This window comes from Cellulophaga baltica 18 (assembly GCF_000468615.2).
Classification (GTDB): Bacteria; Bacteroidota; Bacteroidia; order Flavobacteriales; family Flavobacteriaceae; genus Cellulophaga; species Cellulophaga baltica.
In genome coordinates this window covers 967,241-990,680 of the sequence record NZ_CP009976.1, presented here as the reverse complement: position 1 = coordinate 990,680, position 23,440 = coordinate 967,241, and the positions used below count along the sequence as shown (strand labels likewise).

Annotated in this window: 24 protein-coding genes; 11 read left to right on the top strand and 13 right to left on the bottom strand. The window is 34.7% G+C overall.

The genetic code is table 11. The annotated features are described in order from the left end of the window. Nucleotides 1–33: 33 nt before the first annotated feature. Nucleotides 34–1,524: a S10 family peptidase gene (locus M666_RS04105; protein ID WP_029447647.1), complete on the top strand. Its 1,491-nt coding sequence runs from the start codon at nucleotides 34–36 to the stop codon at nucleotides 1,522–1,524. On the opposite strand, the gene rnhA is transcribed toward M666_RS04105, so the two are convergent. Further along, entirely contained in the window at nucleotides 1,521–1,988 is a 468-nt protein-coding gene (gene rnhA, locus M666_RS04100; RefSeq protein ID WP_029447648.1) for a ribonuclease HI, read from the bottom strand. The two genes, M666_RS04105 and rnhA, sit on opposite strands and share 4 nt — an antisense overlap. Further along, nucleotides 1,981–2,547, bottom strand: a complete 567-nt coding sequence (purN, locus tag M666_RS04095; protein ID WP_029447649.1) for a phosphoribosylglycinamide formyltransferase — start codon at nucleotides 2,545–2,547, stop codon at nucleotides 1,981–1,983. The genes rnhA and purN overlap by 8 nt, the downstream gene beginning before the upstream one ends. Before the next feature lie 159 nt (nucleotides 2,548–2,706). Between purN and M666_RS04090 the strand changes: the two genes are divergently transcribed. From M666_RS04090 to M666_RS04055, 8 genes are all read left to right on the top strand, one after another. Then, nucleotides 2,707–2,940, top strand: coding sequence for an acyl carrier protein (locus tag M666_RS04090; protein WP_009778413.1), 234 nt, complete (start codon nucleotides 2,707–2,709; stop codon nucleotides 2,938–2,940). Nucleotides 2,941–3,059: 119 nt separating this feature from the next. After that, a complete protein-coding gene (gene fabF, locus M666_RS04085; protein WP_029447650.1) occupies nucleotides 3,060–4,310 on the top strand; it encodes a beta-ketoacyl-ACP synthase II in 1,251 nt (416 codons plus the stop codon). A gap of 7 nt (nucleotides 4,311–4,317) precedes the next feature. Then, complete coding sequence (gene rnc, locus M666_RS04080; RefSeq protein ID WP_024482561.1) at nucleotides 4,318–5,055, top strand: ribonuclease III; 738 nt, start codon at nucleotides 4,318–4,320, stop codon at nucleotides 5,053–5,055. A gap of 136 nt (nucleotides 5,056–5,191) precedes the next feature. Beyond that, nucleotides 5,192–5,638, top strand: a complete 447-nt coding sequence (locus tag M666_RS04075) for an IPExxxVDY family protein (protein WP_235424947.1) — start codon at nucleotides 5,192–5,194, stop codon at nucleotides 5,636–5,638. 3 nt (nucleotides 5,639–5,641) lie between these two features. Next, the gene (gene pyk / locus M666_RS04070; protein ID WP_025616441.1) at nucleotides 5,642–7,090 is read left to right on the top strand and encodes a pyruvate kinase; all 1,449 of its coding nucleotides are present in this window, start codon (nucleotides 5,642–5,644) and stop codon (nucleotides 7,088–7,090) included. A 195-nt stretch (nucleotides 7,091–7,285) separates the two neighbouring features. After that, the gene (locus M666_RS04065) at nucleotides 7,286–8,134 is read left to right on the top strand and encodes a helix-turn-helix domain-containing protein (RefSeq protein ID WP_025616442.1); all 849 of its coding nucleotides are present in this window, start codon (nucleotides 7,286–7,288) and stop codon (nucleotides 8,132–8,134) included. 274 nt (nucleotides 8,135–8,408) lie between these two features. Beyond that, a complete protein-coding gene (locus tag M666_RS04060) occupies nucleotides 8,409–8,945 on the top strand; it encodes a carboxymuconolactone decarboxylase family protein (protein ID WP_029447652.1) in 537 nt (178 codons plus the stop codon). 49 nt (nucleotides 8,946–8,994) lie between these two features. Beyond that, a complete protein-coding gene (locus tag M666_RS04055; protein ID WP_024482566.1) occupies nucleotides 8,995–9,375 on the top strand; it encodes a plastocyanin/azurin family copper-binding protein in 381 nt (126 codons plus the stop codon). Between the two features lie 52 nt (nucleotides 9,376–9,427). On the opposite strand, the gene dinB is transcribed toward M666_RS04055, so the two are convergent. Next, the gene (gene dinB / locus M666_RS04050) at nucleotides 9,428–10,528 is read right to left on the bottom strand and encodes a DNA polymerase IV (RefSeq protein WP_029447653.1); all 1,101 of its coding nucleotides are present in this window, start codon (nucleotides 10,526–10,528) and stop codon (nucleotides 9,428–9,430) included. A 28-nt stretch (nucleotides 10,529–10,556) separates the two neighbouring features. Between dinB and M666_RS04045 the strand changes: the two genes are divergently transcribed. Then, nucleotides 10,557–11,222, top strand: a complete 666-nt coding sequence (locus tag M666_RS04045; protein WP_029447654.1) for an NAD(P)H-binding protein — start codon at nucleotides 10,557–10,559, stop codon at nucleotides 11,220–11,222. 1 nt (nucleotide 11,223) lies between these two features. After that, nucleotides 11,224–11,700, top strand: coding sequence for a CYTH domain-containing protein (locus tag M666_RS04040; protein WP_029447655.1), 477 nt, complete (start codon nucleotides 11,224–11,226; stop codon nucleotides 11,698–11,700). 311 nt (nucleotides 11,701–12,011) lie between these two features. Here the strand turns inward: M666_RS04040 and M666_RS19910 are convergent, their stop codons facing one another. From M666_RS19910 to M666_RS03990, 10 genes are all read right to left on the bottom strand, one after another. Then, complete coding sequence (locus M666_RS19910; protein WP_052206640.1) at nucleotides 12,012–12,305, bottom strand: TetR/AcrR family transcriptional regulator; 294 nt, start codon at nucleotides 12,303–12,305, stop codon at nucleotides 12,012–12,014. Between the two features lie 18 nt (nucleotides 12,306–12,323). After that, a complete protein-coding gene (locus M666_RS04030; protein WP_029447656.1) occupies nucleotides 12,324–13,739 on the bottom strand; it encodes an efflux transporter outer membrane subunit in 1,416 nt (471 codons plus the stop codon). Between the two features lie 5 nt (nucleotides 13,740–13,744). Beyond that, the gene (locus M666_RS04025; protein ID WP_029447657.1) at nucleotides 13,745–16,882 is read right to left on the bottom strand and encodes an efflux RND transporter permease subunit; all 3,138 of its coding nucleotides are present in this window, start codon (nucleotides 16,880–16,882) and stop codon (nucleotides 13,745–13,747) included. A 22-nt stretch (nucleotides 16,883–16,904) separates the two neighbouring features. Further along, a complete protein-coding gene (locus M666_RS04020; RefSeq protein WP_029447658.1) occupies nucleotides 16,905–18,038 on the bottom strand; it encodes an efflux RND transporter periplasmic adaptor subunit in 1,134 nt (377 codons plus the stop codon). 7 nt (nucleotides 18,039–18,045) lie between these two features. Then, nucleotides 18,046–18,570 carry a GbsR/MarR family transcriptional regulator gene (locus tag M666_RS04015; RefSeq protein ID WP_024482574.1) on the bottom strand — a complete coding sequence of 175 codons (525 nt, stop codon included), beginning with the start codon at nucleotides 18,568–18,570 and terminating at the stop codon, nucleotides 18,046–18,048. 136 nt (nucleotides 18,571–18,706) lie between these two features. Continuing rightward, nucleotides 18,707–19,102, bottom strand: a complete 396-nt coding sequence (locus M666_RS04010) for a hypothetical protein (RefSeq protein WP_029447659.1) — start codon at nucleotides 19,100–19,102, stop codon at nucleotides 18,707–18,709. 50 nt (nucleotides 19,103–19,152) lie between these two features. Beyond that, entirely contained in the window at nucleotides 19,153–20,172 is a 1,020-nt protein-coding gene (gene pheS, locus M666_RS04005; RefSeq protein WP_025616450.1) for a phenylalanine--tRNA ligase subunit alpha, read from the bottom strand. A 249-nt stretch (nucleotides 20,173–20,421) separates the two neighbouring features. Further along, nucleotides 20,422–21,048, bottom strand: a complete 627-nt coding sequence (locus M666_RS04000) for a carbonic anhydrase (protein WP_029447660.1) — start codon at nucleotides 21,046–21,048, stop codon at nucleotides 20,422–20,424. A gap of 96 nt (nucleotides 21,049–21,144) precedes the next feature. After that, nucleotides 21,145–21,771 (bottom strand): carbonic anhydrase family protein, encoded by a 627-nt coding sequence (locus M666_RS03995; protein ID WP_024482578.1) that lies wholly within the window; start codon nucleotides 21,769–21,771, stop codon nucleotides 21,145–21,147. Nucleotides 21,772–21,809: 38 nt separating this feature from the next. Continuing rightward, nucleotides 21,810–23,402: a SulP family inorganic anion transporter gene (locus M666_RS03990; protein WP_024482579.1), complete on the bottom strand. Its 1,593-nt coding sequence runs from the start codon at nucleotides 23,400–23,402 to the stop codon at nucleotides 21,810–21,812. Between the last annotated feature and the right edge of the window lie 38 nt (nucleotides 23,403–23,440).

Here is a 23,440-nt window from a genome sequence, read left to right as displayed (position 1 = left end):
AATTTTAGAAATCAATTTTTTACTTACCAAACTATGAAGGCTGTACATTCTCTTCTTTTGATTTTATTCTTAGTAGTAACCACTATTTCTGCACAGGGAAGAAAAATTCCTGTCGATACGATTATCACAACAAAAAGTAAAGCAACTATTAACGGTACTTTAATTAATTATACGGTACACGCAGGTATGCAACCTGTTTGGAATGAAAAAGGGGAGCCAATTGCAAGCTTACAGTATACTTATTATACAAGAGACAATGTAAAGGATAGCGCTTCAAGGCCACTACTTATTTCCTTTAATGGTGGGCCTGGTTCTGCCTCGGTCTGGATGCATTTGGCGTATACAGGCCCTAGAATATTGAAGATTGATGATGAAGGGTATCCCGTACAACCTTATGGTGTAGATGAGAATCCATATTCTGTTTTGGATGAAACAGATATTGTATATGTAAACCCGGTAAATACGGGCTACAGTAGAACTATTCCTGAGACAGGAGAAGAGGTAGATCGTAAAAAGTTTTTTGGGATTAATGCTGATATAAAATATTTGGCGGAATGGTTAAATACATTTGTAACTAGAAATAATCGGTGGCGTTCTCCAAAATATATAATAGGAGAAAGTTATGGAGGCACACGAGTGATGGGTTTGTCTCTTGCGTTGCAAAATCAGCAATGGATGTATTTAAATGGTGTTATTATGGTTTCACCAGCAGACTATAAGGTTTTAAGGGAAGATGGCCCTGTTTCAGGAGCACTTAATTTACCGTACTACACGGCGACGGCATGGCATCATCAAGCGTTGCCAGCAGCATTACAGCAGAAAGATTTGAATGATATTCTGCCAGAAGTCGAGGTGTATACTATAAATAGTGTGTTGCCTGCAATAGCTAAAGGTGGTTTTATTTCTGAAACCGAAAGAAATAATGTGGCAGAGAAAATGGCATATTACGCTGGTTTGACTAAAAAAGAAATACTGGATCAAAACCTGGTAGTGCCTACAAACTATTTTTGGAAAAATTTATTAAAAAATAAAAGTGGTTATACAGTAGGCAGATTAGATAGTAGGTATTTAGGTGTAGATAGGCAGCTCTCAGGAGACAAGCCAGATTATAATGCAGAACTTACCTCATGGTTGCACAGTTTTACGCCAGCAATTAATTATTATTTACAGGAAGAGTTAAATTTCAAGACAGATATTAAATACAATATGTTTGGCCCAGTGCACCCTTGGGATGATAGTGATGACCATACTCGTGATAATTTAAGACAAGCAATGGCGCAAAACCCGTATTTAAATGTGTTGGTGCAAAGTGGGTACTATGATGGGGCTACTACCTATTTTAATGCAAAATATACCATGTGGCAAGTGGATCCTAGTGGGCGTATGAAAAATCGTTTTGAATTTAAAGGCTACCGCAGTGGGCATATGATGTATTTGCGTAAAGAAGATTTAAAAAATGCTAATGATGATATTCGCGCTTTTATACGTAAAACTCAGGCTAATGGTAAAAGTGCAAAATATTAACTAGGATTAAAGCCTGAATCTTCTTTAAGGTTTCGTTCTTTTGATGCAGCAACAGCAAGAGCGTCGCATCGTTCATTTTGTCTGTGATTGTTATGACCTTTGATCCATTGAAAAGAAACGTGCTGTTTTCTATATTCCACAAGGAAAAGCTTCCAGAGGTCTGGGTTTTTTTTACCCTTAAAATTCGTTTTTTCCCATTTTACATACCATTTCTTCTCTACGGTATCTACCACATATTTAGAATCTGTGAAGACTTTTACATAGGTGCCTTCGTTTTTAAGTTTTTTTAAAGCTTCAATTACAGCAAGAAGTTCCATTCTATTATTAGTAGTATGTTTAAAACCTTCTGAGAATTCTTTCTTGTAGGGTTTTCCTACCCATTCCATGACAATACCATATCCACCAGGACCGGGATTTCCTCTTGCAGCTCCATCAGTATAAATATGTACTTGTATTTTATCCATGTAATATTTGGTCTATAACTTTAGGAAAGTGTTTGTATTCTAATTCGTGTATTTTTTTAGCGATATCATCAGCGCTATCTTCAGGTGCAATTTGGGTTTTTTCTTGTCTTATTATGGCGCCTTCATCGTAATTTTCGTTCACAAAGTGGATTGTGATACCTGTTTCTAGTTCATTATTGGCTTTTACAGCATTATGAACATTCATTCCATACATTCCCTTTCCTCCGTATTTTGGCAATAGAGCTGGATGAATATTTACAATCTTATTTGGGAAGCTCTGCACGAGTTTTTCAGGGATTTTCCAGAGGAATCCTGCCAATACAATTAGATCTGGTTTCATTCCCTTCAAAATGTCTAATAGGCAATCAGTATCATAAAATGAGGTTCTGTTGAAGTGTAAGGCGCTTATTTTCAGTCTTTTACACCTGTCTAAAACTTTGGCGTCGCTTTTGTTAGTAAATACAGCGGCGATAGTAACCTCAGAATTATCTTGAAAATAATGTACTATGTTTTCAACATTAGATCCAGAACCAGAAGCAAAAAGAACAATACGTTTCATAGGGTGTTTTGGGGTTATTGAAGGAGAAAAATTTTAGGCTAAAATAACACTCTTGTAATTAATTTGGTTAAAATCTGATACATTTTAACGACAAATAGTGTTATTAATCCAAAGTTTTTTATTTTTGCCACCAGTTAAATTTTTAAAACAAGAATAATTATGTCAGATATTGCATCAAGAGTTAAAGCTATCATCGTTGATAAATTAGGAGTTGATGAGAACGAAGTTGTTGCTGAAGCAAGCTTTACAAACGACTTAGGAGCAGATTCATTGGATACTGTTGAGTTAATCATGGAATTCGAAAAAGAATTTGATATCCAAATTCCAGATGATCAAGCAGAGAATATTGCTACTGTTGGTCAAGCTATAAGTTATATAGAAGAAGCAAAGTAATTTTATGATATCTTAATTAAGATTATAAAATATCCATGTGGTAATTACTCCGCATGGATATTTTTTTTTAATTTACACCTACTTTTGATAAAGTTGTTTACTTAAATAAAATGAAATCAATGCAGTTAAAGCGAGTTGTAGTTACAGGAATTGGGGCATTAACCCCAATTGGTAATACTATTGAAGAGTATTGGGATGGTTTGGTGAATGGTAAAAGCGGTTCGGCTCCAATAACCTATTATGATAGTGAGAAATTCAAGACCAAATTTGCTTGCGAGCTAAAAAACTTCAATGCTGAAGATTTTTTCGATCGAAAAGAAGCAAGAAAATTAGACCGGTTTGCACAGTACGCAATAGTGTCTTCAGATGAAGCAATTAAAGACAGTGGTATCGATTTTGATACGGTTGATAAATTTAGAGTTGGTGTCATTTGGGGAGCTGGGATAGGAGGTTTAGAAACTTTTCAAAATGAAGTTCTAAATTTTGCTGCAGGTGATGGTACCCCAAGATTTAATCCGTTCTTTATTCCTAAGATGATTGCAGATATTGCTCCAGGCAATATTTCTATCAGACATGGTTTTATGGGGCCTAATTATACCACAGTTTCTGCATGTGCATCATCTGCAAATGCAATTATTGATGCGTTGAACACCATTAGATTAGGACATTGTGATGTGGTGGTTACAGGTGGTAGTGAAGCTGCGGTAACCATAGCAGGTATGGGTGGTTTTGGTGCAATGCACGCATTATCTACCAGAAACGAAGAAATGGAAACAGCTTCTAGGCCTTTTGACGCTACTAGAGATGGTTTTGTGCTTGGAGAAGGTGCAGGAGCATTAATTCTAGAAGAATACGAACATGCCGTAGCTAGAGGTGCAAAAATCTACGCAGAGGTTGCTGGTGGTGGTCTTTCAAGTGATGCTTATCATATGACGGCTCCACATCCAGACGGTATTGGTGTTGTGCGCGTGATGCAGAACTGTTTAAAAGATGCAGGTCTTAATCCAGAAGATGTAGATGCTATAAATACGCATGGTACTTCTACGCCACTTGGTGATGTAGCAGAATTAAAAGCGATATCTAAGGTGTTTGGAGAGCATGCACATAAAATAAATATCAACTCAACAAAGTCTATGACGGGGCATTTGTTAGGAGCAGCAGGAGCTATAGAAGCCATTGCAGCTATTTTATCTATGGAACATGGAATTGTTCCTCCAACAATCAATCATACACATATTGACGAGAACATTGATCCTAAATTAAACTTAACGTTAAATAAGGCTCAAAAAAGAGATGTGAAAGTTGCATTAAGTAATACTTTTGGTTTTGGTGGACACAATGCATGTGTTATCTTTAAAAAAATAAGTTAAGCTACCAATGAATTTTCCCTCAAATATATTTAATTCCCATTCTAAAGAGGATGGGGATTTTTTTTTAGGGATGACCCGAATTCTAGGTTTTAAACCTAGAAAACTGGCTGTTTATAAGAAAGCATTTTTACATAGATCTGCGAATATTAAGGATGAAGATGGTATGCCTATGAATTATGAGCGCCTTGAGTTTTTAGGCGATTCTATGTTAGGAACCATCATCTCTAAATATTTGTATAGCGAAGTTCCAACAGGTGATGAAGGATACTTGACGAAAATGCGCTCTAAAATTGTAAGTAGAGAGCATTTAAATGAATTAGGGAAAGACTTAAACTTAATTCATTTTGTAGAAAGTAGAATCCCTAAATCACATTTTGGCGATAATATTCACGGCAATGTCTTTGAAGCATTAGTGGGGGCTATTTATTTAGATCGTGGTTATAAATACTGCGAGAAATTTATTAGTAAGAGGGTAATTGATCCCTACGTTGATATAGAGCAACTGGAAGGTAAAGTGATCAGTTATAAGAGTCTTTTGATAGAATGGTGCCAAAAGCAAAAAAAATCTTTCTACTATGATATTTATGAGGACACTGGCAATGATGCGGTAAAGCATTTTGCAGTAAAACTCCATATCAATAAAAAAATAATTTCAAAAGCCAGAGCTACTTCAAAAAAGAAGGCAGAAGAAATTGCATCAAAAAGAGCTTATTATGCCCTGCAAAATAAAATAGATAAAGAATAGTGTTATTTTTTTAAATCTATAACGTTTTCGCAACTTTTCATACTTTAAAAAAGTGTTATCTACTAGTATTAGAGGAGTAGAAATCATATATTTACAACTTGGTTTTTTTTACTAGGCTATGGTCGCAATGCATAAAATGTCGCTGGATTTTCACGAAGATTCTTTCGCTTTGATTGCTTTGCATTGTAATATAGAGGACTTTAAACTAGCCTACACCATAAATAAATTTCTTAAATGTGGTTTTAAAAGGCGAAAAAATAATTTAGTTTTTTCTGATACTATTTCGCTTCCCGTTTTTGAATGGAAAGATACTATAAATGACCGCTATTGGATGCTGATATCAAACAGCGGACAATCTGAAGAAAGTAACGATAATACGGGGTTGTTTAATGACATGCCTTCTATTAAGAAACAACATTTAATTCCGGAATATAAAAACGTTGATTATTTTATAAAGTTAGAACAAGAAGATTTAGACGCAGAAACTGCAATTTTAAAATCAATATTGGCTATACCTAAAATAATCACGGCTTATACGATAAACACAGATACCTTAAAATCTAAAAATAATTTAATATTTTAAATAATGCCGACTAAAAAAAAGACAAAGATTGTTGCTACACTAGGGCCTGCTACAAGTAAGAAAGAAGTTCTAAGAGATATGATTAATGCTGGAGTAGATGTCTTTAGGATTAATTTTTCTCATGCAGATTACGAAGATGTTGCAGAGCGTATTAAAATGATCCGTGAGCTTAATGATGAGTTAGGATTGAACGTCTCTATATTGGGAGATTTACAAGGTCCTAAGTTAAGAGTGGGTGTAATGGCAGGAGAAGTTGTTGTTGCTCCTGGTGACGAAATTACTTTCGTTACAGGAAAACCTTTTGAAGGTACAGCAGAACGCGTTTACATGAATTACACGTCTTTCCCTAAAGATGTAAATGTTGGCGAGAAGATTCTTTTAGATGATGGAAAGTTGATGTTTGAAGTGCTTTCTACCAATAAAGAGAATGAAGTTAAAGCAAAAGTTATTCAAGGAGGTCCTTTAAAATCTAAAAAAGGGGTAAACCTTCCAAACACAAACATATCTTTACCTGCATTAACAGAAAAGGATATTAAGGATGCCATCTTTGCTATTTCGCAAAAAGTAGATTGGATTGCATTATCATTTGTTCGTTTTAGTCAAGATTTAATTGATCTTCAAAATCTTATCAAAGAGCACACAGATGAGAAAATTCCAATTATTGCTAAAATAGAGAAGCCAGAAGCGGTAGAGAATATTGATAAAATTGTAGCTTATTGTGATGGTTTAATGGTTGCTCGTGGAGATTTAGGGGTAGAAGTTCCTGCACAAGAAGTTCCATTAATTCAAAAGCAATTAGTATTACGTGCTAAGAGAGCCAGAATTCCTGTAATTATTGCCACTCAAATGATGGAGACGATGATTACAAGTTTAACACCAACAAGAGCAGAAGTAAACGATGTTGCTAACTCTGTAATGGATGGTGCTGATGCTGTAATGTTATCTGGAGAAACTTCTGTAGGTAATTACCCAGTTCAGGTTATTGAAAAAATGTCTAGTATTTTAGAGACTGTAGAAAATTCTAGCTTAATAAAAGTGCCACACGAAGCACCACATGTAAGAACAAAAAGATTTATTACAAAATCTGTTTGTTACCATGCAGCATTAATGGCTAATGATATTAAAGCAAAAGCAATTTCTACTTTAACAAATAGTGGGTATACAGCTTTTCAAATTTCTGCTTGGAGACCTAGCGCTCATATTTTAGTATTTACCTCTAATAGAAGAATATTAACGCAGCTAAATTTATTGTGGGGTGTAAAAGCATTTTACTATGATAAATATGTTACTACTGATGAAACTATCGAGGATGTAAACAAAATGGCTTGCGAAAAAGGATTCCTAGAGTTAGGAGATATGTTAGTGAGTCTTGCGGCAATGCCTATGAAAGATAAAGGTATGGTAAATACCTTAAGAGTAACCGAAATAGAAGCTTCTCATTTGCAAGCTTAAATAGTTTACTACGTAAAAGCCTCAATCTTAATTTCTAAGATTGAGGCTTTTGCTTTTTACCTCTTTTTTAAGGTGTTTTATTCATAATGTATTAGAACCACTAACCTATGTTTGTTTTTGATCCTATAGGCTTGTGCGCGTAAGGTTATTGCTAATTTCAGACTAACTGAATGCCGCAAAAAAAAAGCTACTTATATGAAATACGAATTCTACGATACTAATTTAGGATCCATATTTGGATTAACAGATAATATTAAGAAAGACGAAAAATCATTCCGAATTAATTCTTCTACTATTAGTTTTTTGTGGAACAGGAATAGTACCGCTTTAGAACTTACCATAGATGATGCAACCATCTTATTACAGCCCAATCAGATTGTTACTACCACATACTTGCATCATGTTTCCTTTATAAAAACAGAGTTGCCTTTAACTAGTTTTTTATTCAATAGAGAATTTTACTGTATTGCAGATCATGATAGTGAGGTATCCTGTAATGGAATTTTATTTTTCGGTACTCAAGATTTACCGGTGATAACAATTCCTGAAGCTCAAGAGAAAAAATTTGAAACACTCTATGAGATTTTTCAGGATGAATTTAATACCCCTGATAAAATTCAAGGAGATATGCTTCAAATGCTTTTAAAGCGATTAATAATTATTTGTACGCGTTTGGCTAAAGACCAGCTTATCTTAAAAGATTTTGATAATGAACAAGTAGATGTTATCAGAAAATTTAATGTTTTGGTAGATACCCATTACAAGACAAAGAGAAAGGTAGCTGATTATGCCGATTTACTTTTTAAAAGCCCTAAAACACTATCTAACCTCTTTGCGAAATACAATCAGAAATCGCCACAACAAATTATATTAGAACGTATCACTTTAGAGGCAAAGCGTTTAATGCAGTATACGGATAAGCAAAATCAAGAAATAGCTTTTGAACTTGGCTTTAATGATTCTGCCCATTTTAGTAGTTTCTTTAAAAAAATGACGAGTATCTCTCCTACACAATACCGTGAAAACAAGACAATCCTAGGCTAAGGGAAATTTCTACAACTAGTCGGGAAATTAGTGATAACAAAAAGCTTGTTTCTCATCGCATCTTTGTACTGTAATTAAAAAACAGCTAAAAGATGAAATCAAAAAATAAATCACTCTTCAACTTAATTGAAATATTCCGTAGTGCGCCTAAACAACGTTTAGCGCTTAATGCTATCCCGCAAACGCATTGTTCGGAGAAATACCATCATGATTTTTATTGTGATGCGGAGAAGCCTTTTATATCAATTTAATAATTTTTAAAAAACATACTAGTATGAGCACATTTAATGTACCTAAAAGAGACGAAGTATCAAGTTCCAATCAAGCCTTATTTGACAATTTAGAAAAAGCAGTAGGATTTGTACCTAATTTATATGCAACCTATGCCTATAGCGAAAATGCTTTACAAAATTATTTAGCCCTGAGTGGTGCAAAAACATCACTTAAAGCTAAAGAAAAAGAAGTGGTAAACTTAGCCGTAAGTCAAGTTAATGAATGTTCTTATTGTTTAGCAGCACATACAGCAATCGGAAAAATGAACGGCTTTACAGACGAGCAAATTTTAGAATTACGAGCAGGTAAAGCATCTTTTGATCCTAAATTAAATGCTTTAGCAGCATTATCTAAAAACATTACTGAAAACAGAGGTGGTACAGATGCTGCTGTGGTAGCGAGTTTCTTTGCAGCAGGGTGGACTAAAGAAAACTTAGTAGATACGATAGTGTTAGTAGGCGATAAAACAATTTCTAACTATTTACATAAAACTACAGATGTACCTGTAGATTTTCCAGAAGTATCTCTAGCACTTTAATAAAATTCATTTTAATAAAAATAAGTAATCATTTAAATAAAACAAAAACATGAAAAATTTAGTAGTAGTATTAGCCGTAGCCTTAGGATCATTATTTTCAGTAAATGCGCAAGACATGAAAATGGGTAAAACAATTGCACTAGAGCAAACTAAAGGTGAGTTTACGCAAAAGCAAATTACAGTTGATGAAGGTACCTATACTTTTGAAATTGCAAACAATGCAGTAGGGCATGATGTAGGATTCGTATTGGTGAAAAAGGGACAAGACATTACTAAACCGGAAAATCATATACAAACAGCGTATGTAACAAAAGCAGTAGGTACTGGTTTGAAGCAAACGTCTAAGCCAACAACATTGACAAAAGGAGAATACGTTTATTTCTGTCCGTTAAACCCAACGTCTACAGATAACATACTAACAGTAAAATAATTTTTTAGTGTTGCTTCATTAATCCCGTAAATTAATTTATGGGGTTAATGTTTTAAAAATCGAATTGCAATTGAATGGTCACCATTTTTTTCTCTTCGGTTTTTTCTTTTTTATCGGTATTTAAATTCGCCAATGAGATCCCTAATAAGCGTACAGAATTTTCTAGTTTTTCCTGATACAAAAGTTCTTTTGCGGTGTCTAATATTAAATTCTTATCTGCAACATAATAGGGCAAGGTTTTACTTCGTGTCTGCAAAGTAAAATCGCTATACTTAATTTTCAAGGTTATAGTTTTGCCAGAAATAGTAGCTTTTTTTAAACGACGTTCTAGCTCGTTTGCAATATGCTCTAAACGTTCTAGCATAAAAATTTCACTACTTAAGTTTTCGCTAAATGTACGTTCTGCTCCTACAGATTTTGGAATGCGATGTGGTTTTACGGTACTGTTATGTACTCCTCTTACCACGTGATAATAATAGGCTCCACTCTTGCCAAAATGTTCCGTTAAAAAGGCTTCAGATTTTTGTTTTAAATCAAAACCAGTGAAAATACCCAACTTGTACATCTTTTCTGTGGTTACCTTTCCAACTCCATAGAATTTTCTAATTTCTAATTTTTCTAAAAATTCAATGACCTCTTCGGGGTTTACTGTTTTTTGCCCGTTTGGTTTGTTGTAGTCACTAGCAACTTTAGCAATAAATTTGTTGATAGAAATACCGGCAGAAGCGGCAAGTCCCAATTCATCAAAAATGCGCTGCCTTATTTCCTCAGCAACTAAAGAGGCAGATGGGTTTCCTTTTTTATTCACCGTAACATCAAGGTAAGCTTCATCTAAAGATAAAGGCTCTACCAAATCTGTATAGTCATAAAAAATTTTTCTAATTTGCTGAGATATCTCTTTGTAGCGTTCAAACCTAGGTTTTACAAAGGTTAGTTGCGGACAGTTGCGTTTTGCCATTACACCGCTCATTGCACTGCGTACGCCGTATTTTCTTGCCTCATAATTTGCTGCAGAAACAACCCCTCTAATTTCACTACCGCCAACGGCTAATGGCTTCCCTTTTAAATCAGGATTATCCAGTTCTTCTACAGACGCATAAAAGGCATCCATATCTACATGAATAATTTTTCTAATAGGTAAATCAATTGGCATACTGCAAAATTAAACTATATTTAGGTTGATGAAAAGAAAAGATAAGACCGCAATTATACTTGGTGCTACGGGGCTAACAGGAGGACTCTTGCTAGAACGACTGTTGCATGATGAACGTTATGAGAAAATTAAATTATTTTCAAGATCATCGGTAGCAATAAACAATCCTAAAATAGAAGAACATTTAGTAGATCTTTTAGCGCTAGAGGAACATACAGTTAACTTTACAGCAGATGAGGTTTTTTGTTGTATTGGTACCACTAAGAAGAAAACTCCAGATAATGAAACCTATCGAAAGATAGATTATGGCATTCCTGTTGCTGCAGCAAAAGCAGCGAAAAGTAATGGCATTAATACGTTTATTGTAATTTCTGCATTGGGCGCAAGCGCAACAAGCAAAGTGTTTTACAACAAGGTAAAAGGAGAAATGGAAGAAGCGGTGATGGCACAAGGAATGACGAGAACATTTATATTGCAGCCTTCTTTGATTGGAGGAGATAGAACTGAAAAAAGAACAGGAGAATGGCTGTTTAAGCAAGTAATGAAGGTGGTAGATGTCTTACTTGTAGGTCCGTTAAAAAAGTACAGGACTATCGCACCAGATACGCTGGCAGCAGCAATGATTTGGTTGGCAAATAATGAATACAAAGAAGCTACAATAGCATCAGATAGGATTAAGACTTTAGTGCAATAATATGGTTGAAATAGAACGAAAATTTTTAGTGTTATCTGATGCTTATAAGCAAGAGGCAAGCGCTAAAATTAGAATAGTTCAGGGCTTTTTAAATACAGATCCTGAACGTACGGTAAGGGTACGAATTAAAGGAGAACAAGGATTTTTAACCATAAAGGGAAAAGGAAATGATACGGGTGTTTCTCGATTTGAATGGGAAAAAGAGATTGCTATTTCGGAAGCAGAAGCCTTGCTGAAAATTGTAGAACCTGGTGGTATCGAGAAGTTCAGGTACGAAGTACAAGTAGGAAATCATACCTTTGAAGTTGATGAGTTCTTTGGTGAAAATGAAGGCTTGATAGTCGCTGAGGTTGAGTTAAATTCTGAGAACGAAGCTTTTAAAAAGCCAGTATGGTTAGGGGAAGAAGTATCAGGGATCATAAAATATTACAATTCTCAGCTGAGTAAGCACCCTTATAAGTCCTGGGAAACTAGATAAAAGGTACTGAACTAACTTTTGTACGCTTTTAAATAATCTTCCGTAACAATTCCTTTTAGATGAATGATAACGAAGTGTTCTAAAATTTCATCGACGGTATAGGTCTCAAATAAATTAGAGGATCTTGAACTTAGGTTTTCTAAATTACCAAAATACAAATTACAAGTAAGGTCAATGTTTATTCTTGCTTGTATAAGATTGCTTTTTTGGGCTTTTACCAATAATTCTTTAATGTATTTATGTGTAAAACGTACTTTAAAATCAGAATACAGTGTATTGGATTTTGGATAGTATTTTTTTAAGCCGTTGATTTACGCCGGACTAATATTTTTAACAAAAAGAAACCCAATCCTGTAGATCTCTATGATAGACAGGATTGGGTTTGCTTCTTTTTTAGCTGTAATCGCTACAATTTCAAGTTCAGTCTTCTTTAAAAGAAAATCTAAACTATCATTTACTATTGCTTCTTTTGTGTCAAAAGTTTCATAAATCGTTTTTTTAGAAATTCCTAGCTCATGGGCTAAGTCATCTAAGGTGAATCTTTTACATCCAAATCTTGTGAATTTAGCAATAGCTATTTCTAAAAAACGATCTTTATTTATCATGTGCTGGTCACTCTTTCGTTATTTCCATCCACCACCAAGAGCTTCATATAAATCTACAATTGCAACGAGTTGTTGTAGTTTGCTATCTATGATATTAAGTTCTGCACTCAAGGCGCTTTGTCTTGCCGTTAATAAATCTAAATAATTCGCATACCCGTTTTTAAGTAACTCTTCAGAATTTGCTTCTGCTGTGCGTAAAGCTTCCACTTCGTTCTTTCTAAATTCGAATTTTTTAGTTTCGGCCTCGTAGGTGTATAACGCATTTGATACCTCACTACCTGCAACCAATAACGTCTTTTTGAAATTTAATAAAGAGCTTTCTTGATTTGCTAGGGCAACTTCCTTTTGCGTTTTTAACTTCCTTTGATTTAAAAGTGGTTGTGTCAATCCGCCTACTATTGTTGCAAATAAAGAATTGGCATTAAACAATTTATCTAACTCTAAACTTTGCAAGCCACCAGAAGCGGTTAGCGTGAGCGATGGATAAAAGCTACTATTCGCTACATTTGTGAGCTCAAAATCTTTGATTAAAGCATATTCTGCAGCCATAACATCTGGTCTATTTCTCAGTAATGTTGTTGGAACACCAAGTTTCATTTCTTGATCCATACTTTGCGTATCAAGGCTACTTCTTTCGAACTTTTGTGGTGTTTTACCTAAGAGTATACTAAGGGTGTTTTCTGCTTTAAAAATAGCAGCTTCAATATCTACTTGTAATGCTCTGGCGCTATTGTATTGTGCTACGTTTTGATCTACGGCAACTTGTGTAACTTGACCCGCATCTTTTAATGCCTTAATAGTGGCCACGCCACTTTCTCTTGTAGCTATAGTTTCCTTGGTTACTTCTAATTGAGCGTCTAAGGCTAATAAGTTATAATAGGTATTTGCAATGCTTGAAATAAGCTGAGTTTTTACGGCTTGATGCCCTGCAACGTTTTGTAAATAATCTGCTTGTGATGCTCTTCTGTTGCTTCTTATTTTTCCCCAGATATCTGCTTCCCATGACAAATCTGCTGTTACGTCATAGGTATCTAAACCTCCCGTGAATAAAGATCCAAATTGGCTATTTTCTGAAAATTCTTGACGGGTATAATTGGCTCCAACACTTAATGTTGGAAAATAACCAGCTTTACCTTGCTTCGCATAAGCTTGGGCAGCAATCATTTGCTGAAGTGCAATACGGACATCCATGTTGTTTTCAAGTCCTTCTTCTATATATTCACTCAAATAGGGATCAGTGAACATAGTTTTCCAAGAAACATCGGCCATAGAAACACTATCCGTAGGTAAGTTGTCGGTACGGTAAAGTGCTTCAGTTTCTGCTAATTCCGGACGTTTGTAATCTCTTGCAACAAAACAACCTTGAAGGGTTACTAAAACCACACCTAAGAGCATGGTTTTAGTTATATTTTTACGGTTTATAATAGTTTTCATAATTTTTATTCTTCAATAGTTAGTACTTCGGGTTTACTAGAAATTCTTTCCTGTAACCACTGAAATAATATGAATAATATTGGTATTACAAAGACACCTAAAAGGGTTCCTATAAGTAATCCGCCCACGGCCCCTGTTCCAATAGATCTATTTCCTTCAGATCCCACACCTTTAGCTAATACTAATGGCATCAATCCTAAAATAAAGGCAAATGAGGTCATTAAGATAGGACGTAAACGAGATTTTGCACCATCAATAGCTGCTTCAACAATGCTTTCTCCGCTTTTCCGTTTCTGCAAAGCAATTTCGACAATAAGGATGGCATTTTTGGCGAGTAGTCCAATAAGCATAATTAAAGAGATCTGGAAATAGATGTTGTTTTCCAATCCAAACAATTTGGTGCTTATATAGGCTCCAAATACTCCAAAAGGCAATGATAAAATTACAGCAAATGGTAATAAATAACTTTCATATTGCGCACTTAACAAGAAGTATACAAAGAGAATACTCAAACCAAAAATGAAAATCGTTTGGCTTCCTGCACTTACTTCTTCTCGTGTTAAACCAGAATAAGCAATGGTGTAATTATTTGGTAAGTTACTAACTTCCTCTTCAATAACTCTAATAGCATCACCAGTACTAAACCCATCATTGGTAGCACCAGTTATGGCTGTAGAATTAAATAGGTTAAAACGGGTTACGGATTGCGGCCCGTACACACGCTCTAGTTTTACAAACTGCGTAATAGGAGTCATCTCACCAGAATCTGTTCGTACATACATACTATTTAGATCATCAACATCTGCTCTGTCATCTGGTAATGCTTGAATATATACTCTAAATTGCTTCCCAAATCTAGAGAAATCTGAAGCATAAATACCACCGATATACCCTTGTAATGTAGAGAAAATGCTATTAATAGGTACGCCCTTCTCTTTTGCTAAAGGCACATTCACTTCCATTTCGTATTGTGGGTAATTTGTACTGAAAGAAGATTGCGCATATTTTATTTCTGGATGCTTCATTAAAGCCATGGCAAAGTCTTTATTCGCTTGATCTAAATCTTTGAATTCTCCACCAAACTTATCCAATAAATTCACCTCAAAACCTGCCGAGTTACCAAAACCACGGATACTAGGAGGTGAGAAGAATATGATATTAGCTTCTTTTATTCCTGCAGCTACACCAAATAGTTTACCTGTGATGGCTTGTACAGAGGTTGCAGCATCTTCACGGTCTGCCCAATCTGCTAATTTGATAATTCCAAAACCATAGTTACTCCCTTGGCCATTAATTAAACTTCTACCCTTAATAAAGTTTACGGCCACAATACCCTCTATGCCATTTATTTTACTGTACAAATCTCTGGAAACTGCATCTGTTCTATCTAAAGACGCACCTTCTGGCAAGGCAATATTTGCAAAAATAATACCTCTATCTTCGTTAGGTACAAATCCTGTAGGTGTAGTCTGAGAGGCCCAGTAGATACCCGCCAGTGCAATCACTAATAACAATGGTGAAATCCATTTTCTCTTATATAAAAATTGAAGCGATTGTCCGTATCGGTTTATAGTAGCGTTAAATCCACGGTTAAAAAGCGTGTAGAAACGTTTTAATGGACCTTTACTTTTTAGTTCATCGTCATCCTTATGCCCTTTTAATAATAATGCACATAATGCAGGACTTAAAGTCAATGCATTCACGGCTGATATTAAAATAGCTATAATTAAAGTTACTCCAAATTGCTCATAGAATACGCCTGTAGGACCTGTTATAAATGTTACAGGAATAAATACCGCTGCCATTACCAAAGTAATAGAAATAATAGCGCCAGATATCTCATTCATGGCAACTAAGGTGGCTTTTTTAGGGCTCTTCTCTCCTTCATCCAATTTGGCATGCACAGCTTCCACCACCACAATAGCATCATCCACCACAATACCAATGGCAAGGACTAACGCAAATAGTGTTAGAAGGTTAATAGAGTATCCAAAAACATTCAAGAAAAAGAACGTACCTATAATAGAAACAGGTACAGCAATTGCCGGAATTAATGTAGACCTGAAATCTTGTAAGAATAGAAATACCACTAAGAACACCAATAAGAACGCTTCTAGTAATGTACTAATTACCTTTTCTATAGAGGCATTTAAAAACAAACTAGTATCGTAAGGCACAAAAATATCTAAACCTTCTGGTAGGTCTTTTTTTACATCTTCTAGCGTAACTTTAATATTCTCAATAATTTCTCTTGCATTAGAACCTTTAGTTTGAAAAATACCCATAAATACAGCTGGATTGCCCATACTCATCGCATTAGCGGCATAGGATTGTGCATCTAACTCAATGGTTGCTACATCATTCAATCTAAGAAACTCTCCATTGCCTAAAGCTTTAATAACAATATCTGCATATTGTTGCTCGTTTTTGAAACGTCCGCTATAAGTTAATGTATAGGAGAATGCTTCCCCATTATTCTGTCCTAAAGATCCTGCCGCAGCTTCTAAGTTTTGCTCAGCTAAAGCTGCAGTAATATCTGAAGGTATTAAACCGTACGTTGCTAATTTCTCAGGTTTCAACCAAATACGCATTGCATAATCTTGTTGAGAGAACAAACTAACATCTCCTACACCACTAATACGTTGCATGGCAGGTACCACATTTATTTTTAAGTAATTCTGAATGAATGTCGCATCGTAATTCTCATTTTCAGAATACATAGAGATAAACATTAACGCACTCGTTTCTTGCTTTTGAGTTATTACCCCGGTCTGTATAACCTCTTGTGGTAGTAATGCATTTGCTCTAGATACACGGTTTTGGACGTTAACTGCGGCTATATCTGCATCTACTTCTTGATTAAAATAAACGGTAATTTCTGCCGTACCTGTGTTAGAGGCGGTAGAGGTAATGTAACTCATACCTTCTACACCGTTAATTTGTTCTTCGATAGGAATAATTACACTCTCTAAAACGGTTTCTGCATTTGCTCCCGCGTAAGATGCGGTCACCTTAATGGTTGGTGGCGCAATATCTGGATACTCCTCTATTGGTAAACTTGATATACTGATGACACCAAGTATTACGATGATAATAGAGATTACTGTTGAAAGCACTGGTCTTTCAATAAATGTTTTTAACATAACTAAATAAGTTTATAATTTGTTAATTCTTAAATAAAACCTCTATTGGTTTAATAGCCTCATCAAACGGTGTGTCTTGTGGGGTTATAGCCATACCATCTCTTATTTTTCCGACACCAGAGACAATTAGTTTATCACCAGCTTTTAGTCCAGATTCTACCACATATAAATTTCCAACAGTACCTTGTATTTTTAAAATAGTAGATTTTGCTTTGTTATCTTTATCTATGATAAAAGCTACAATATCTTTTTGTTGCTCAAATGTTGATGATTGAGGAAGTACAAGAGCATCTTTATATTCTATTGGAAACCTAATTTTACCACTGTTTCCATTGGTTAAAATTTCATTTGGATTGTCAAAAGCAGCTCTAATTTTAATCGTTCCTGTATTTTCATTAATTTGACCTGTACTTGTTTGGATACGGCCTGTTTCAGAATAAATTTTTCCGTTGGCTAAAACTAAGCTTAGATCTGGAGAATTTTTTATACGTTCTGCTTTTGTTGTTCCTTCAGATCTTTGTAAAAGATCTATATATTGAGCTTCGTTGAAACTGAAAAAAGCATACACTTGACTAATTTCACTAACGGTGGTTAATGGCTTACTGTCACCAGGACTAATTAAAGCGCCTTCTCTAAAGTTAATAGAACCAACATAGCCATCTACAGGGCTCTTAATGGTGGCATAACCAACACTTGCAGAAACACTGCTGTAATTTGCTTGTGCCTGTGCTAAGTTTGCTTTAGCGGTTTCTAATTGTACAGGGCTAATAATGTTTTTCTCTACCAGAGGAATTAACTTATTTACTTCTACCTGAGCTACGTTAATACGTGCTTTTGCTGCACCTGCATCTTGACTAAGTGATTGTGTTTCTAATTTAAATAACACTTGACCTTTACGTACTTTTTGTCCTTCGTCTACTAATACTTTCTGAATATATCCAGATACTTTGGCTCTAACATCACTGTTAACTATACCTTCTATGTTTGCTGGATATTCTTGATACCCAGTTACTGTTTTGGTTTGCATTGTAACAACAGGAAAAGATGGGGCAGGGCCTTCTGGTGCTGCAGCTTTTTGTTCGCCATTGTCTCCACAACTTGAAACGACTAATAGTAGGGTTAATGCTAGTATCGTTAATAATTTATTATGTCTCATTTTGTACTTAGTTTAGATATCGAATTGTTTGTTTGTTGTCTTTAACTTTAATTAATTTTAATCTTAATTCTTCAATAGAAGCAGAAGCCCCATCGATAAATTTTATATAATCGTTGTGAAAATTTAAATCAAATTTTTCTTCTTCATTTTCAATGCTTTTATTGTTTTGATTGTCCTTATAGTTTTTAATTTCTAAGTGTAATTCACGTATTTCTTTCCAATCATTTATCATTTTATCAACATGCTGAATAATGGTGTCTGCATTAATAATAAAATATTTTTTACGATCTCCGGTTTTTGTGAAGTACTCAATTTTTTTTAAGTCCTGTAGATGATTAAGGTGTGTAGAAATAGTGCTTTTACTAGCACAAAGAATAGTTACCATGTCTTCAAACGTAGTCCCTTTTTTACCCGTAAGAATTATATAGGATAGTATGCGTGCTGCAACAGGTGCCAATTGCTCTCTATTTTCTAAATGCACTCCTAGTTTTTCAACTAAGGACATTTTTTCTTTACAAATATTTTTTGCCATTTTTTACCTTATTCTTCACTGCTTTCTGAATACAAAAAATCCATGGACAGTAAAATTCTGTGCAAATATATTTATTAGTTCGGAACAAACCGAACTTAAAGAACTCTAAAATGCTTTTTTATGAAAACTTTAGCAATTACTCGGCAAGTATACCTTCTTTGTCTATTAAAGAGATGGTTCTGAGTGCTTTAGTTTGTATCGTATTTTTTTTGAAGAGGAATTTCTTATCAAATAATTTATTATCGGAAAAGAAGGAAAGAGAGAAAACATTGTCTAAGCCGAAGATTTCTTCTTGCAGGGGCTCAAATTTTTTAAATGATTTAGCCTCCAAAGTACCAAGGCCATGTCTTATGGTAGCGGTTTTATCTGTGCTATTAGATCCGCTAGATACAATAATGGCCATTTCTATGGCGCTATCTTTATTGTTGATGAGATAGGCATTCCATACTTTATTTAGCATTTCATCATCCCATTCATGGATGATGGCTACATAAACATCTTTGACAACGGGTATATCAATATCTTTTTTCAAGAATAGCTTTCTTTAGAAATTTTCACTAAAAATATAATTCGATTTCTAGCTTAAAGCGCAGATTTAAATTGTTCTAAAAAACGAACATCATTCTCACTAAGCAAACGAATATCGGTAATTTGATGTAGTAACATTGCAATACGATCTATACCTACCCCAAATGCAAAACCAGAATATTCATTAGGATCTATGCCGCAATTGGTCAATACATTTGGGTCTACCATTCCGCATCCTCCAATTTCTAACCATCCTGTTCCTTTTGTAATTCTATAATCTGCTTCTGTTTCTAATCCCCAATACACATCTACTTCTGCACTAGGCTCTGTGAATGGAAAATAAGAAGGTCTCAATCTAATTTTAGATTTGCCAAAAAGCTCTGTAGTAAAAAACTGTAAGGTTTGTTTCAAATCAGCAAAGGATACATTTTTATCAATATATAAGCCTTCTATTTGATGGAAAAAACAGTGGGAACGAGCAGAAATAGCTTCGTTTCTATACACTCTACCAGGAGAAATAGTTCTAATAGGTGGTTTGTTATCTTCCATATAACGTACCTGTACCGAAGAGGTGTGCGTACGCAATAAAATATCAGGATTTGTTTGGATAAAAAAGGTGTCTTGCATATCACGAGCTGGGTGATACTCTGGCAGGTTTAATGCGGTGAAGTTATGCCAGTCATCTTCAATTTCCGGACCTTCAGAAACGTTAAAGCCTATTCTAGAGAAGATATCAATAATTTGATTTTTAACGATAGATATTGGATGTCTTGAACCTAATTCTACCGGTTCTCCAGGGCGTGTCAAATCGCCATACCCCCCATTATCATCTACTTTATCTTCAATAGCTTCCTTAAGTTTATTAATTTTTTCGGTAGCAATTGTCTTTAATTGATTGATAGTTTGTCCAAATTCCTTTTTTTGGTCATTAGGGACATTTTTAAATTCCGTAAAGAAATCATTTAAAAGCCCTTTCTTACCTAGGTATTTAATTCTTAAGCTTTCTACAGCCTCTTTAGAGTCTGAAGTAAACTTTTCAATTTCAGCAATATGTTCTTTTATTTTATCAATCATAACAATGGACTAGCCGACAAATTTAAAACTTTTATGGGAGTAGTACAGCTAACTGCTTTAAACTTTTTTAATGAACCGTGAAATTGGACATTTTTTGGGTGTTATTTTAATGAATTGAACAGTTAATCCTTAAAGGTTTTATGAACTGGGGTATAGCTTTCGCTTAAGACGAAACGGCGGTATCCTTAGTTTTTTCCTTCACCTATTTTATAATAAGGTGATTTTCTTAAAACTAACTACTTAACGGTTTTAGTCTAAGTGGTAAATCTCCATAATATTGCCAAGAATTCCTTCGAAATCGATTTTTAAATCGATTAATTTGCCCGTGTGGATATCAAACACCCAGCCATGTACTTTTAAACCATGATCTCTATAGGCTTTTTGTACTGCTGCTGTTTTGATAAGATTCACGCATTGCTCTTCTACATTTAATTCTACTAGGCGTTCATACTTGTCATGCTTATTTTCAATAGCATTAAGTTCTTTCTTATGAATGCGGTAGACATCTCTTATATTTCTAAGCCAAGGATTTAAAATTCCTAAGTCTGCAGATTGCATAGCGGCTTTTACACCACCACAGCCGTAATGACCACAAACGACAATATGGTCTACTTTCAAGTGCATAACTGCATACTCTACGACAGACATGGCATTAAGGTCTGTACCTATAACCATATTGGCAATATTTCTATGTACAAATACTTCGCCAGGACCTAATCCCATTAAGTCTTCTGCACTTACGCGGCTATCAGAGCAACCAATATAAAGCAATTCAGGACTTTGCCCTTTGCCCATTTCATCAAAGTAGTTAGCATTCTCGCTAAGCTTTTCATTGACCCATTTTTTATTGTTTTCGAATACAAAATCAAGATTCATTCGGTGCAAATTTATAGGATGTTAATATACGCTATTATGTAAAATGACTTACCAAAATTGGTAAGCCATTTATTTAATTTAACAAGATTGATGCGTCTAGTAAAAATCTACTGCACCAGTAGAAATATCATACATAGCGCCAATAATTTTTATTTCGCCTTGTTTTTCCATTTCGGCTAAAATTTCACTTCGGTCTCTAACATTTTTGATAGTTTGCAAGACGTTTTCAGTAGAAACCGCATCTACAAATTCTAGGTTTTTAGAATTTCTTAAGCTTTCATCTTTTGGTTCTTTAACAGCGGCTACAGCAGGCTCTATCTTATTGATTAAAGCTGTTAAATTACCCATTCTTGCATGATCGCATGCTCCTTTGATAGCACCACAACTGGTATGACCAAGAACAACTATAAGTTTCGTTCCTGCCAATTTGCTAGCAAACTCCATACTTCCTAGAATATCTTCATTCACGAAATTCCCAGCAATACGGATGCTAAAAACGTCTCCTAGTCCTTGATCAAATACTAATTCTGCAGAAACACGAGAATCAATACAACTAAGAATGGTTGCAAAAGGAAATTGCCCTTCACTTGTGTCATTTACTTGCTCCAGTAAATTACGATTTGCTTTTAAATTATTTTGAAAACGCTGATTTCCTTCTTTTAGAAAATCCAATGCTTTTTGAGGAGTCATTGTAGATTGCGTTTCTCTGGTATGTGCCTTCATATATTTTTAATTTTATTAATTATATTATTTATAGATACCTAGCTTAAACTTAAGTCAGATTTTGGTCGTTCATTAAAGAACTCAATATAACTTGTAGGGTTTTCCACAGTACCACGCTTAGATACTAATTTAATATCTATATTTCTTTCTTTTGCTTTTATAGAAAAATCTTCTAAGATTTCTATAATATCATTATCCAAATATCGTGTATTTAAAAGATCTAATTCTAAATAGGTGTCTTTAGGTAAGCTATCCAATTCTTTTAAAATAGCGCCTTTATTAAAGAAGGTTACTTCTTCCGCTAAGGTCATTTTAATTTTGTGCTTTCCATTACTATTGTCTTCAATATGTAGAAAGTGAGAATTCTGGTAACTTTTTAAAAGAATCACTACGATACCTACGGCTAAACCTAATCCAATTCCTACCAATAGATCTGTAAAAACAATCCCTAAGACCGTTACAAAGAATGGTATAGACTGCTTCCAGCCTAATTGATACATTTTTAAAAACAAGGAAGGTTTTGCTAATTTAAATCCTACAATAAATAGAATAGACGCCAATACAGATAACGGAATCATATTCAAAAATGTTGGGATAAGGATCACAGAAATTAACAATAATAAACCATGAATAATTGCAGATACTTTAGACTTTCCTCCAGATTGGATGTTTGCAGAACTACGAACAATTACTTGTGTTATAGGTAAACCACCAATAAGTCCAGAGATTACGTTTCCTGTTCCTTGTGCTAATAATTCACGGTTGGTAGGGGTTACATTTTTATCAGGGTCTAGTTTATCTGTGGCTTCAACGCACAGTAGTGTTTCTAAACTAGCAACCAAGGCAATTGTAAAACCTGTAATCCAAACTTCTGGATTCGTGATAGCGCTAAAATTCGGAAATTTAAATTGTGCTAAGAATGATGCTGCATCTTCTGGAATAGGAACACTAACTAAGTGCTTCGCAGAGATTGCTAATGTTTCATGGTCTTTTGTTAAAGAGAAATATAAGATACCAAGAACTACAGCAACCAAAGGGCCCTGAATTATCTGGAAAAACTTCCCCATTTTGGAGAATACTTTATCCCATAATAATAGAATAGCTAAACCTATTATAGCAATTAATGTTGCTCCAGGACTAATATTGTTAATTGTTTTAAAAATTTCAGAAAAGGTATTTTCTCCATCAACTTGAAAAAAGGAAAAATCTCCTTCTGGATCTGGATCATAACCAAAAAAGTGTGGAATTTGTTTTAGAATGATAATAATACCAATACCAGTTAGCATTCCTTTTATTACAGATGATGGGAAATAATAACCAATAACTCCCGCCTTTAAAATACCAAATATAATTTGGATAACTCCTCCAATAACAACAGCTACTAAAAAGTTTTGATATCCGCCAAGCGTACCGATGGCAGTTAATACTATTGCCGCTAATCCTGCGGCCGGGCCACTAACTCCAATTTTAGAGCCAGACAGAGCTCCTACGACAACACCTCCAATAATACCAGAAATTATTCCAGCGAATAATGGTGCGCCACTTGCTAAAGCAATTCCTAAACATAAAGGTAAAGCAACGAAAAATACAACGACACTTGCAGGCAAGTCGTTTTTTAATGTTTTAAACATACATAACTAATTAAGCCTTCATTAAGATTTGGTAAAGG